This window comes from Rhodococcus sp. 06-462-5, from assembly GCF_002258315.1.
Lineage (GTDB): Bacteria > Actinomycetota > Actinomycetes > Mycobacteriales > Mycobacteriaceae > Rhodococcoides.
Genome location: NZ_NOYD01000061.1, coordinates 91,448 through 103,565 on the forward strand (window position 1 = coordinate 91,448; position 12,118 = coordinate 103,565).

The window sequence follows — 12,118 nt, forward strand, 5'->3', positions numbered from 1 at the left end:
ACTTCAGTAGGTGGTGAAGAAGTCCACCCCGTTGGAGGTCTGCGCCGACAGCCTGCCGCGCTGAACCAGAACGTCCAGGTGCGCAAGCGTCTCGCAGGTCGCCACCATCTGGTTGAAGCTGTCCAGGGTGGCGAAGGATCGATCGTGTCGGGTCCACATCAGAGCGGATGCCACGTCCAACCCGGTTGCGCGACCGGCAGATTCGACGGCGCTCTCGGTAGCGGCGAGGCGTCGATCGTGGTGCGCGAGCAACTGTCGGCAACGCTCGTGCACGCCCCCACCCGGATGGCCGTGCGACGGCAGCATCGTCCGGTCCGGTTCGTCGAGCATCACGGTCAGGGAGGTCAGGTACTTGGCCAGCGGGAGGTCCCACTCCCCCAGCTCGAACCCGATCGAGGGTGTGATGGTGGGCAGCACGTGGTCTCCGGTGTAGCACAGGTTCCGGTCTGCGTCGTGAAACACCATGTGACCCTTGGTATGTCCGGGAGTGTGTGCAGCGACTACCGCATGGCCGGGAATGTCGAGGGAACCGGGCTGCAACCATGCGTCCGGTAGCTCCCAGTCCGAGGCGTCGAAGGGTTCGGCCGTCCCGTTTTCCAACGCGGTGCGAGCGATCTCGACCGCGCCGGCTCGCTCGAGCTCGCGGATCGAGCTGACCGGAACGTTGCTGCGCAATCGACCCATCGCTTCTATGCCCGGCGCCTCGGCGGCACCGAGATGCACTCGGGTCCCGTATCGACGACGCAACTCCACGGCGAACGTGTAGTGATCACGATGCACGTGGGTGACGTACACGTCGCGAATCTCGGACGGCCGACGTCCGATGCGAGACAAGGCGTCGACGAGCTCGTCGTGGGTGGAGGCACGGTGCCACCCGCCGTCGATCAGGACCAGACCGGAATGACTCTCCAGCACATACACATTGATCGCACGCAGGCCGTCCTGGGGCATCTGCAGAGGAACTCGATGAACGCCGTCTGCCACCTCGAAGCAGCCTGGGTCGGCCCACGACGACGTCATCCCGCGTCGCTCGCGAGGGGCACCATCGTCTTCTCGTCGCCGTACCACATCATCCGTCGGCCACCCATGGTCCCGACGTGATCGACGGCGGCTTTCCACTCGTCACTGGCCAGGGCGGCCTCGAGCGCGTCGCGCGACTCGAAGCTGAGCACCGACAAGCCGTCCCACCCTTGTGATTTGCTCCCGAATGCTTCGAGTAGTTCGGTGTGCTGCCAGCGGAGCAAGCCGGGCAGGGGATACGTGACGTCGGCGTGCTCGCCGCGCCACCACGTGATGAACTGCTCGTGAGTCCACTCTTCCGGACGGGCGGCAACGAGTACCAGGTTGTACATTCTTCTCCTAAGTGAATTCTGTTCAGTTTCAGTGACAACGAGAGCCGGTGCAGACGCCGCTCGCGGGCGCTACTTACGTACGACGCGGATGGCCGCGTCCGTGACCAGCGCGGTGATCTCGTCGATCGTCAGGCGCCCGTCGGGGCGATACCACCGCCACACACTGACCACCAGGGCCAGCACCAGCCGGGCGGACATGGTCGGATTCGACTCCGCGAACTGCCCCGCCTCGATTCCCCGGCCGACCAACGCGGTCCAATCCCGCTCGATCCGTTGAACGAGTGCGCGGCATTCGACTCGCTCGGCCTCTTCCTTCGCGGACTGGCGTTCGGTCGCCAGGAGGTCCATGTGATTGTGCAGAATACGACGCGCCAAGGCGTCCTGAGGAGATGCCGCCAATGACGCGGCAATCGCCCCGCGCAGTGCATCCTCGGCGTGCGTGACGCCGTCGGTGGCCGCCACGAAGCGGGCGGCGGAGTCGGCGAGTTCGATGCGCATGATCGTCAGCAGGCAGTGCGCCTTGGACTCGAAGTAGTGATAGAGCGCAGTCTGACCGATACCGACCTCGTCGGCGATGGACGCCCACTTGGTGTGCTCGTATCCCACTTTGCCGAACTGGTCTATTGCTGCCGTCAGAATTCGCGTTCGCTTGGACCGCGGGCTTTCGCGCCGGACGTCGGTGCCTACGGTCATGGTTGCCCCTACTGATAGAACGAGTTCTGGCCTCGATCGAGTTTACATTTTTCGATGTGAATTCGAGTCAGTTGCGGCCGCGAGCTGCCTGGCCAGTGCCGTCGCATCGGGCCGGGACAATTTTCCGACTCGATTCTGCGGTAAGTCGGCGACGGTGAACACGTATTCCGGCCACTTCGACTTGGGAAAGTCGTCCTTGGCCAACTGCGCGGTGACGTCCTCGAGTTCGAGCTCCTCACCACCGGTGACCACGAGCGCTGCTGCGCGCTCCCCCAGCAGGTCGTCCGGTACCGGTACGACACAGACCTGCACGACGGACTGCAGCGAGGCGATCGCCGACTCGACCTCGTTGATGTCGATGTTGCGGCCACCGCGAATGATGATCTGTTTCTGCCGACCCATGACGCGAATCGAGCCGTCCGAAGCGACCTCCACCAGGTCACCGGTCGGTAGAAATCCGTCGGGCGTCAGCTCGGGCGGGACCGGAGTCCCGGCCCGGGCGTACCCGACGAACAGCGACGGGCCCTTGACCTGGGCGGCACCGATATCGTCCGCACGGAGCGGATTGCCGTCCGAGTCGACGGCTCGCACGGTGGTGCCGGGAAACGGCCGACCGTCGCGTCCGAGGCGGACCGACACCACGTCGTCGAGAGCAGGTGTCGTGTGGCCCAAGCACTCGGACATTCCGAACACGCGGAGGAACGTGGTGTGCAACCACTGTTCGGCCTTGGCGAGCGCGCGCTCGTTCATCGGACCCCCGCCGACCGTCATGGCGCGCATCGTGTCCAGTGCGCCTTCGGAGTTCGGTGCGACCGAGAGCTGTAGCGCCATGGTCGGTACCAGCATCGTCCAGGCAATCCGGTGCTCCTTCGCTGCCCGCAGAGCCGCCTCCGGGGACCACTTCCCGATGGCGACCATCGGACCTCCCAGTAGCGCAGGCAGATACATTCCGAAGCAGAATGCGGCAACCGACGACAGCGGAACGAAGGCACCGATCGCCTCTCCCGGGCGGAGGCCGACGGCATCGATGGTGGATCGAGACGCATATCTGATCGCGTCCTCCGATTGCACCACGCACTTGGGCCGGCCGGTCGAACCCGAGGTCATCGCGATCGCATCACCTCCGTTCCATCGCGCGACAGAGGCGAACGCACCACTCTTCGCTCGTACGCGGTACGAGCCGAAGGCGGGCTTGTCCACGGGAAATTGCTCGTCGGGCACACCCCAATGACGAAGGGCCTCGGGCGTTCCCACGACGACGTCCGGTCTGATGTCCTCGAGTGCCAGCGCGAACTCCGACTCCGTTGCGTGCGGGCTGACCACCGCGACCACACCGCCGGCGAGACCGACACCGAGGGCAGCCGCCACGGTGCCCCAGGTGTTGTCGGCCTGAATCACCACGGTCGGTGGGCTGGGGTCGATCCCGCCGAACACGTCGGCGAGGGATGTCGCCGCCTCGACCACGGTCCGAATCGTGTGGCTGCCGTCCTCGTCGACGACTGCGATGGCATCGGGGGTCTGTTCGGCGCGGGTGACCATCTCGCGGGCAAGCCGTTTCACTGGTGTGACTCTTTCCTGGTACGTGATGCGCTCATGTCGAGAACTGCTCGGCCGGTAACGGATCCGTCCCGCAACCGGTCGTAGGCAGAGATCGCCTCGGTGAAGGGGAAGGTGGTGATTTCGGCGCGCAGCAGACCGTCCTGCGCCAGTGCGACAACGGCTTCGAGATCGGCACGCGTACCCCAGAACGGTGCATCCACCGTCCATCCTGCGGCCAGACCGACATCCTTCCCGACTGTCAGTCGGCCGCCGGCGCTGCCTACCACCACGACAGAACCCCCGGAGCGCAGCAGGGCGGCCGCCGGGGCGGTCGTGGTGGGCGCGCCGACGAAGTCGAGGACGAGATCTGCCCCGTCCAGTGCCCTGAGCCGTTGCGTCGCAGCGGAAACGGACTCGTAGAACTCGTGCGCTCCCGAGGACTCGGCCAGGGCAGCGGCGTCGGCCTTGGAGTCGATTGCGATGATGTGCGGCACGCCCATGGTGCGCAGGATCTGCAAGGCAAGGTGGCCGAGACCACCGACTCCGATCACGACCACGTTGCTTCGGTCGTCGATCACGGCAGAGTTGGTGCGAATGGCGTGATACGCGGTCAGCGCCGCGTCCGCCAGAGGCGCGGCACCGAGAGGATCGAGATCACCGATCGGAACCAGTACGCGCTCGGACGGCACCAGCATCAGCTCTGCGATGCCGCCCGGGTACCCCAGACCGTTTCCGATGGGGGCCAGCCGGCCGTCCCCACGCCGAGCGAGGCTGCGACAGTAGTTCTCTCTGCCCCGCAGACAGTTCGGGCACGTTCCGCAGCTCCAGATTCCGTGTACGACCACGGCGCGACCGATCCAGGAAGGGTCTGCCGACGGTCCCGCCGAGACGGCCGTTCCGGCCACTTCGTGCCCCAGCGTCAGCGGCAGGTCGTAGTCGAAAGTCTCTGCGCTCGAGTTCATCACGTGCAGATCGGATCCGCACAGTCCGGCTGCGTCCACCTGGATCAGAAGTTCGTGCCCGGTCGGCACCGGGTCCGGCACCTCCTGGAACGCCGGTGTGCTCCCCCACTGAAGGACCTGCACGGCCAACATCAGCGAGCAGTCCATCCGCCGTCGACCACCAGGGTCTGACCGGTCATGTAGGAGCTGGCGTCCGAGGCCAGAAACAGCACGGCACCGTCGATCTCGCCGTCGACGCCGCCGCGTCCGAGCATGGTGTTCCGCCGCACCCACCCTGCGGACTTGTCGTTGGTGAACAGGCCATCGGTCATCTCGGTATCGAACCACCCCGGCACCACGGCGTTGACGCGAATGCCTCGTCGACCCCACTGACCGGCCAGTTCACGAGTGAGGCCGAGCGTGCCTGCCTTCGACGCCGCGTAACTGGCACCGCCGATCGGCGCAGTGGACACCAGCCCGATCACCGACGAGATATTGATGATCGAGGCCGCGGTACCGCTCGGGATCTTGCTCACCGCATAGGTGGCCAGATGGAACCCGGCGATCAGGTTGACGTCGAGGATGGACTGGAAACCGTCCAGTGTCTCGTCCTCGGCGTTGGGAGGACCGGGCTTGCCCGCGTTGTTGATCACGACGTCGAGCCGGCCGGTTTCGTCGAAGCAACGATCGACCAGAGTTCGCCGGTCGTCGTCGTCGGTGACGTCGCACCGAACGGGCACGATGGCCGGAATTTCGGCCGACAACGCTTCCAGCCGGTCGAGCCGCCGCGCGGCGGCGTACACCGTGGCACCGGCCGCGGCGAGGGCCCGGGCGAAACCGAGGCCGAGCCCCGACGAGGCACCGGTGACCACCGCGACGCGACCGGTCAGCGAGAACATGTCCTGAGTCATGTGTCCACTTCCAAACTGATTGTCGGACAATAGGAGTGATCGGTCAGTACACGGAGGTACGACCGCCGTCGACCGGAATGATCGCACCCGTCGTGTACCCGGCGTCGTCGGAGGCCAAGTGGGTGATCAAGCCGGCGATCTCCTCGGGCCGCCCCAGCCTTCCGGCCGGAAGCCGGTCGACGATCTTGCCGATGAACTCCTCGTCCCAGTTCTCGGACATGTCGGTGGCGAAACCGCCCGGCATCACACAATTGACGCGCACGGTGGGCGCGTATTCCTGGGCAAACGCTCGGGTCAGGGCATTGAGCCCGTTCTTGGCCGCCGCATACATCGCCTCGGGCGGGCTGGGCCGCTCGGCACCGATACTGGAGATGTTGACGATGGACCCACCTCCCGCAGCAACCATCCGGTCCCCGGCCACTGCCATCAACCGGAACGGACCCTTGAGATTGACCTCTATCGTCTTGTCCCACAATCCCTCGGTGACCGATACCAGGTTCTCGGCCAGCGGCGCGATCCCGGCATTGTTGACGACGATGTCCAAGCTCCCGAATCGCGAAATGATGTCGTCGACGGCCGGTTCGATGCTGTCCCAGTGCCCGACGTGAAGCGCGTACGGGTGGGCGCTGCCCGGGCCCGAATCACCCAAGCTCGCCACTGCGCTCTCGCAAGCGTCGAGCTTGCGGCTGGACACGATGACCGTCGCGCCTGCGTCCTTCAGGCCGCGTGCGATCGCCAGACCGAGCCCTCGGCTCGCTCCTGTCACCAGTGCGACCTTGCCGGTCAAATTCGATGTACTCATGTGTACCTCTTCACCTCGAGTCGAGCGATGGTCCGCAGGTGGACCTCGTTGGGGCCGTCGGCAATCTGCAGAGCTCGGGTGATGGCGTAGAGCCGAGCGAGAATGGTGTCGTTGCTGACTCCGGCCGCGCCGTAGGTCTGCACCGCTCGGTCGACGACCTTGTGGGCAACTTCCATCGCTGCCACCTTGATGGCGGCCACTTCCGAACGGGCCGACGCATTTCCGCGAGTGTCCATCAACCATGCCGACTTCAACACCAGCAACCGGATCTGGTCGATCTCCAGACGGCTGCGTGCAATCCACTCACGCACCACACCTTGATCGGACAACGGTCCTCCGAACGCCTGCCGAGCGAGCGAGCGCCGACACATCATTTCGAGAGCACGCTCGGCCATGCCGATCGCCCGCATGGCGTAGTGCATGCGTCCGGGGCCGAGTCGGCCCTGCGCGATGGCGAATCCGTCGCCCTCCTCCCCCAGCATGTTGGCGGCGGGCACTCGCACGTCGGTGAACTGAACTTCGCCGTGCCCCAGACGATCCTGGAACCCGAACATGGGCAGGTCGCGCACCACCTCTACGCCGGGAGCGTCGGCGGGAACCAGAATCATGCTCTGCCGGCGGTAGGTGGAACTGTCCGGGTCCGACTTCCCCATGAAGATCATGAGCTTGCAGTCCGGATCGAGAACGCCGGAGGTGTACCACTTTCGGCCGTTGACGACGTACTCGTCCCCGTCACGGGTGATGGTCGAGGTGATGTTGGTGGCGTCGGAGCTGGCCACATCGGGTTCGGTCATGGCGAAGGCAGATCGAATGGTGCAGTCCAACAGCGGCTTCAGCCATTGTTCCTTCTGCTCCTCCGTGCCGTACATGGCCAGAATTTCCATGTTGCCGGTATCGGGTGCAGAGCAGTTGATCGCCTCGTTCCCGATGATGGAACGGCCGACGATCTCGGCGAGCGGCGCATATTCGAGATTGGTCAGTCCCGCACCGAGGTCGTCGTGGGTCATGAACAGGTTCCACAGCCCGAGTTCACGTGCGCGTGCCTGCAGATCCCGCATGATCTGCGGTTGCTCGTGCGGATTGTCGTTCGCGGCGATCTGAGCGTCGTAGACACTCTCGGCCGGGTAGACGTGGTCGTTCATGAATGTCTCGAGCGTGGCCGACAATTCGGCCGTTCGTTGTGAGTAGGAAAAGTCCACTTCCGTGTGCTCCTGTCGAGTGATGGGGCGTCAGCGCGCGAGCAGTGCCGTGCCGGTGTCGATCAACCTGCGAATGGTTGCGGGCAGCTTTTCCTGATCCGGGTCGATGTGGCGACCTTCGCGATGCCGACGCAGGTTGTGGCCCATGATCGCTGCCATCTTCAACCGTCCCAGGGCGTCGAACCACGTCATGTCCGGCAGCGCCTGGCCGCTCCCGGTGTAGCAGGAGATGAGTTCGTCGGTACTGGGCAGACCGGGCACGTCGCGGCCGACCCCGGGAAAGTTGGTGCCGTCGGCGAATACCAGAAACCATCCCAATTCGACGCGTGGATCACCTGCGCTCCAGATCTCCCAGTCGATCAGAGCTGCCGGTTCGAGACCGTCGGAAATGATGTTTCCCAACCGGTAGTCCCCGTGGACGAGTGTCGGTGTGATCGCCGCCGGAATGTCTCGGCGGAGCAGTCGAACCAACTCGTCGGCACCCTCCACGAGTTCCACTGGAACCGCAGCAAGCGTTTTGGACCACCGATCCAATTCGTCTGCCGGCGAGAGGATGTCGCCCGCATCGGGGATGTCCGCGAGCGGCACGGAATGCAACGCCGGCAGCACCTCCGCGGCTCGACGCATTCGCGCGGCCGCGATACTCGGTTCCACCTCGGGGTCGTCGAGTACCGGTTCGAGCGACTCACCGACGACGAGCTCCATAGCGAACCACGCCGGTTGCTGCTCGTCGACCGCAACGATCGCCGGTACCGGCACCTCGGTGTCGGCCAGGGCACGCAGAATCGAGGCCTGCCGGAGCATGTCGTGCCGTCCGACCGAGCGCTGCCCTTCCGGGACTGCTTTGACGACGAAGTCGCCGCCGGACGTCCCCACTCGATACGTCAGTCCCGAGTGTCCGCCGAGGAGCGGCTCGAACGTGCTGACGGTGACGCCGAGCTCGGCGTCGAGCGCCGCGGTCACCCGTGTGCGCAGGGAGGATTCGGTCATGGTCGCGGCTCTCTCGGCAGACCGAGCACACGCTCGGCGATGATGTTGTGCTGAATCTCGTCGGTACCGCCTGCAATTCGATAGCCCGGGGCCCCGAGTAGATGCTCGGACCACGCGAACGTGCCCCACCTTCCCGAGTCGGACGTCATTTCACGACCGAGCAGCAGGCGTGCGACCTCGGAGGTCCTCGCCATGGTGTCGGTGGCCAAAAGCTTTCCCAGTGACGCTTCCGGACCTGGATCGTTGCCGGCGATGACAGCACCGGCCACTCTCATGTTGCCGATTCGCTGCACGAAACTACGCGTCACCAGATCGGCCACGGCGTCACGCTCGATCTCGGTCAGCTCGCGGCCGAGGTTCTGAGCAAGCGCCACAGCACGATCCGCGTTCGCCAGACCGAGGTTACCGCCGTCCAAGCGTTCGGCCGCAAGCACCGTCAGGGCAACCTGCCAGCCCTTCCCGACCGGGCCAAGCCGAAGGTCGTCGCGCAGGTGCACCCCGTCGAGGTACACCTCGTTGAAGGAGCTGCCCCCGGTCATCTGCCGAATGGGACGTACGTCGACCCCCGAGGCGTCCATCGGGATCAGGAACATGGTCAGACCGGCGTGCTTGGCGACGGTGGAATCGGTTCGGCACAAGGCCACTCCGTAGTCGGCTACCCGCGCACCCGACGTCCACACCTTGTGCCCGTCGATCGTCCACGAGCCGTCCACTGCCTGGGTTGCTCGTGTCCGAACCGCAGCCAGGTCCGACCCGGCCTCGGTCTCGGAGAACAACTGACATGCGATGACGTCGGCCCGAAGCATGGCACGAACGAACCTGTCCCGTTGCTCCTCGGTTCCCCACTGCGCGACGGTGGGTGCGACCAACTGTTGCGTGACAGAGAACATCTCGGTCCTCTTGGGCACGTCGAACATGTCCTCGACGCGACGGAAGGCAAGTACGTACGACAGTGGCAGATCGCGGCCACCGTACTCGACCGGTGAGTTCAACGCGCCCCACCCCGCGTCGAATTTCGCCTGCTCGTACGCGGCAATCTCGTCCGTGTGCGCCTGCTCTTCCTCTGCGGTCCAATTCTCGAAGACCGCGACCGTATCCGGCCCGTCTCCCCACGCGGAGTCGGTGCGCGGCGCGGCAACGGATTTCAGCCACGCTGTTGCCTGCTCGCCGAATTCGAGGATGTCCGGAATCGTTTGTTGTGTCACTGCATTACCTCTGGTTCGTCTCGGGTCAGACCGTCAGTACGGTGCAGGCACTGATGCCCGGCGCGCCGTACACATGGGTGAAGCCGACACGCGGATCGCCCGGCACTTGACGCTCGCCGGCTTCGTTACGGAGCTGAGTCACGATCTCGTGCACCTGGCGAAGACCGGAGGCTCCGATGGGTTCACCGTTCGCGATGCAGCCACCGTCGGTGTTGATCGGCAGGCGCCCGCCGATGTCGGTTTCCCCAGCCGCGATCAGGGCTTCCTGCTCGCCGGGCTCACAGAACCCGCATTCGGCCATGTGCATGATTTCGGCACCGCTCTCGGTGTCCTGCAGCTGCGCGACGTCGACGTCGCCCGGACCGATGCCGGCCTGCTCGAAGGCCGCACGTGCTGCGTCGGCACTCACACTGGTGGGTTCGCCGTCGCCCTGAACGGAGGGGCTGAAGACCTCGAAGGACCCGAACCGGCGGGTCCGGTGGGTGATAGCGGCGATCTCGATCGGCCGACCGGCGGCTCGCGCGACGTAGTCCTCGCCGGCCACGACGATCGCGGCTGCTCCCTCACCCGGTGAGCAGAACATGTACCGCGTGAGTGGATCGTTGACCATGTCGGCTTCGGCGATCGTCGTGGCATCCATGGCCTCGCGACGCCAGGCGTTGGGGTTGAGAACGCCATTGCGGTAGGCCTTTTCGGCGACCAGGGCCAGCGTCCGACTCGAGATGTCGTGCTGACGCATGTAGCGGGAGATCTTGGCACCGAAGAACTGGGTGGTGACCATCAGACCGGCCTCGCCGTAGCCGTTGGGTAGTCCCCACTCCGCCGGTCGTGGGTCGAACGCACCACGCGGGTGTTTGTCGAAACCGACTGCGAGCGCTACATCCGCAGAGCCCGAGCGCACGGCGTTGACGGCCGAGAACAATGCGCTTCCGCCTGTTGCGCAACCGTTCTTGACGTTGGTGAACGGTATTCCGGTGAAGCCCAGTTCGGCGACGAGAGTATCGGCGAGACCCGAGCCGTCACTGCCACCGAACGCGACCTGGACGTCCGGCCAGGTCAGACCTGCATCGTGTAACGCGTTGCCGATCGCCGTCACAGCCATCTGACGACCGGACACTCCTGGCTGACGTCCGAATTTGGACAGACCGGCACCGATGATCGAAACTTTCTGTGTCACTGCGTCATTCCTGTCGATTCCGGTTGCGTGCCGAGCGCGTCGACAGCGAATCGGGGCACCGGCGCGGTGGACGTCAGACGCACCGGTGCCCCATCCAGTTCGTCGAAGCTCTCACAGTCGATGATCGCTTCGATCTTGATGCCCTCTGGCAGTTCCACGTAGCCGACTGCGAAGGGAACGAACCCGCCGACCGGCGGCACGTAGGGAGGAGACTTGGGCGCAAACCGCTGAATCGTGAAGGCCCACAGTGTTCCTCGCGTACTCAACGTGATGTTCTCCGCAGTGGGTGTGGCACACCTGCTGCACATCGCACTCGCGGGGAAAGCCACGGTACTGCACACAGTGCACCTGCTGCCCTCGAGTGCGACGGCCGTTGCCTGCTCCATTGATGCTGCCTTTCGGGCTGTTCGGTCAGAACGCGGACGTGGTGCGGATCAGCGCCCGACCCACTTGGGCTCACGCTTCTCGAGGAATGCGGTGACGCCCTCCTTGCCGTCCTCGGACTGGAGCGCATTGCCGACTGCGAGATGCTCCATGACCATCAGCGACTGGATGTCCGCATCCAGACCGCGGTCGATGCACATCTTGGTCAGCTTCATCATGAATGGGCTCTTGTCGACGAGCGGGGCCACGAAGTCTGCGACCAGCTGGTCGAGCTCGGCTTCCGGTGCGCAGGCATTGATCAGGTCGAAGTCGACGGCTTCCTGGCCACTGAGGAGCTTGCCGGTGAGCATCAGCTCCTTCGTCTTGCGGATGCCGATCATGCGCGGGAGGCGGTAGATGGGGCCCGCGCCGCCGAAGAGTGCACGGCGAATGTGGAAGTCGCCGATCTTGGCGGACTCCGCAGCGACGGCGAAGTCACACGAGATCATCAACTCGAACCCGCCGGCGGTGACGTAGCCCTCGAGCACCGCAACGGAGGGGGTGTTCATGGAGTACAGGCGATCGCACACCTTTGCCGACAGCACAGCGACATCCATGGCGTTGGTGGTGCCGACGAAGTCCGACAGCAACTCGTCGAGGTCGAAGCCGGAGCAGAACTGGTTCTGCACACCGCGCAGGACGAGAACCTTCAGATTGGGGTCGTTGTCCACCTCGACGATGATCTCGTCCAGACGATGCAGCAGCTCCACCGTGACAGCGTTCTTCTTGTGCGGGCGGTTGAGCCAGACGCGAGCGACGTCGCCGTCCTTCTCCAACAGAATGTGGTCGGTGTCGATCATGTGACAGCCTTTCGAGAGTGCAAGTTGAACTGGATTCACTTCAGTATTGATCATCGAGGCGATGGCGTCAATAGCCGATCCGCCGC

13 protein-coding genes are annotated in these 12,118 nt (G+C 64.7%); all 13 read right to left on the minus strand.

The annotated features are described in order from the left end of the window. Positions 1-3 precede the first annotated feature (3 nt). The 13 genes from CH251_RS26715 to CH251_RS26775 all read right to left on the minus strand — a co-directional run bounded on the left by CH251_RS26715 (position 4) and on the right by CH251_RS26775 (position 12,032). On the minus strand, positions 4-1,020 hold the full coding sequence (locus CH251_RS26715; protein ID WP_094615739.1) for an MBL fold metallo-hydrolase: 1,017 nt from the start codon (positions 1,018-1,020) through the stop codon (positions 4-6). Then, entirely contained in the window at positions 1,017-1,352 is a 336-nt protein-coding gene (locus tag CH251_RS26720) for an EthD family reductase (protein ID WP_032386456.1), read from the minus strand. The genes CH251_RS26715 and CH251_RS26720 overlap by 4 nt, the downstream gene beginning before the upstream one ends. Before the next feature lie 69 nt (positions 1,353-1,421). Further along, entirely contained in the window at positions 1,422-2,045 is a 624-nt protein-coding gene (locus CH251_RS26725; RefSeq protein WP_094615740.1) for a TetR/AcrR family transcriptional regulator, read from the minus strand. A gap of 42 nt (positions 2,046-2,087) precedes the next feature. Further along, the gene (locus tag CH251_RS26730) at positions 2,088-3,605 is read right to left on the minus strand and encodes a class I adenylate-forming enzyme family protein (RefSeq protein WP_094615741.1); all 1,518 of its coding nucleotides are present in this window, start codon (positions 3,603-3,605) and stop codon (positions 2,088-2,090) included. Further along, positions 3,602-4,693 (minus strand): alcohol dehydrogenase catalytic domain-containing protein, encoded by a 1,092-nt coding sequence (locus CH251_RS26735; protein ID WP_256979326.1) that lies wholly within the window; start codon positions 4,691-4,693, stop codon positions 3,602-3,604. Before CH251_RS26735 ends, CH251_RS26730 begins: the two co-directional genes overlap by 4 nt. Beyond that, positions 4,678-5,436 (minus strand): SDR family NAD(P)-dependent oxidoreductase, encoded by a 759-nt coding sequence (locus CH251_RS26740; protein WP_094615742.1) that lies wholly within the window; start codon positions 5,434-5,436, stop codon positions 4,678-4,680. The genes CH251_RS26735 and CH251_RS26740 overlap by 16 nt, the downstream gene beginning before the upstream one ends. Before the next feature lie 43 nt (positions 5,437-5,479). After that, entirely contained in the window at positions 5,480-6,238 is a 759-nt protein-coding gene (locus tag CH251_RS26745; protein WP_094615743.1) for an SDR family NAD(P)-dependent oxidoreductase, read from the minus strand. Continuing rightward, a complete protein-coding gene (locus tag CH251_RS26750) occupies positions 6,235-7,437 on the minus strand; it encodes an acyl-CoA dehydrogenase family protein (RefSeq protein ID WP_094615744.1) in 1,203 nt (400 codons plus the stop codon). The genes CH251_RS26745 and CH251_RS26750 overlap by 4 nt, the downstream gene beginning before the upstream one ends. 30 nt (positions 7,438-7,467) lie before the next feature. Then, the gene (locus tag CH251_RS26755; protein ID WP_094615745.1) at positions 7,468-8,427 is read right to left on the minus strand and encodes a phosphotransferase family protein; all 960 of its coding nucleotides are present in this window, start codon (positions 8,425-8,427) and stop codon (positions 7,468-7,470) included. Next, positions 8,424-9,632 carry an acyl-CoA dehydrogenase family protein gene (locus tag CH251_RS26760; protein WP_256979327.1) on the minus strand — a complete coding sequence of 403 codons (1,209 nt, stop codon included), beginning with the start codon at positions 9,630-9,632 and terminating at the stop codon, positions 8,424-8,426. Before CH251_RS26760 ends, CH251_RS26755 begins: the two co-directional genes overlap by 4 nt. Positions 9,633-9,657: 25 nt before the next feature. Next, on the minus strand, positions 9,658-10,809 hold the full coding sequence (locus CH251_RS26765; protein WP_094615746.1) for a thiolase family protein: 1,152 nt from the start codon (positions 10,807-10,809) through the stop codon (positions 9,658-9,660). Next, complete coding sequence (locus CH251_RS26770; RefSeq protein WP_032394862.1) at positions 10,806-11,195, minus strand: Zn-ribbon domain-containing OB-fold protein; 390 nt, start codon at positions 11,193-11,195, stop codon at positions 10,806-10,808. The genes CH251_RS26765 and CH251_RS26770 overlap by 4 nt, the downstream gene beginning before the upstream one ends. A gap of 48 nt (positions 11,196-11,243) precedes the next feature. Then, the gene (locus tag CH251_RS26775; protein WP_032394863.1) at positions 11,244-12,032 is read right to left on the minus strand and encodes an enoyl-CoA hydratase/isomerase family protein; all 789 of its coding nucleotides are present in this window, start codon (positions 12,030-12,032) and stop codon (positions 11,244-11,246) included. Between the last annotated feature and the right edge of the window lie 86 nt (positions 12,033-12,118).

What these genes read in the sequence shown, in the direction of transcription:
- CH251_RS26715 (WP_094615739.1), bottom strand. Translation starts at nt 1,020, where the DNA reads ATGACGTCGTCGTGGGCCGACCCAGGCTGCTTCGAGGTGGCAGACGGC.
- CH251_RS26720 (WP_032386456.1), bottom strand. Translation starts at nt 1,352, where the DNA reads ATGTACAACCTGGTACTCGTTGCCGCCCGTCCGGAAGAGTGGACTCAC.
- CH251_RS26725 (WP_094615740.1), bottom strand. Translation starts at nt 2,045, where the DNA reads ATGACCGTAGGCACCGACGTCCGGCGCGAAAGCCCGCGGTCCAAGCGA.
- CH251_RS26735 (WP_256979326.1), bottom strand. Translation starts at nt 4,693, where the DNA reads ATGGACTGCTCGCTGATGTTGGCCGTGCAGGTCCTTCAGTGGGGGAGC.
- CH251_RS26740 (WP_094615742.1), bottom strand. Translation starts at nt 5,436, where the DNA reads ATGACTCAGGACATGTTCTCGCTGACCGGTCGCGTCGCGGTGGTCACC.
- CH251_RS26745 (WP_094615743.1), bottom strand. Translation starts at nt 6,238, where the DNA reads ATGAGTACATCGAATTTGACCGGCAAGGTCGCACTGGTGACAGGAGCG.
- CH251_RS26755 (WP_094615745.1), bottom strand. Translation starts at nt 8,427, where the DNA reads ATGACCGAATCCTCCCTGCGCACACGGGTGACCGCGGCGCTCGACGCC.
- CH251_RS26770 (WP_032394862.1), bottom strand. Translation starts at nt 11,195, where the DNA reads ATGGAGCAGGCAACGGCCGTCGCACTCGAGGGCAGCAGGTGCACTGTG.
- CH251_RS26775 (WP_032394863.1), bottom strand. Translation starts at nt 12,032, where the DNA reads ATGATCGACACCGACCACATTCTGTTGGAGAAGGACGGCGACGTCGCT.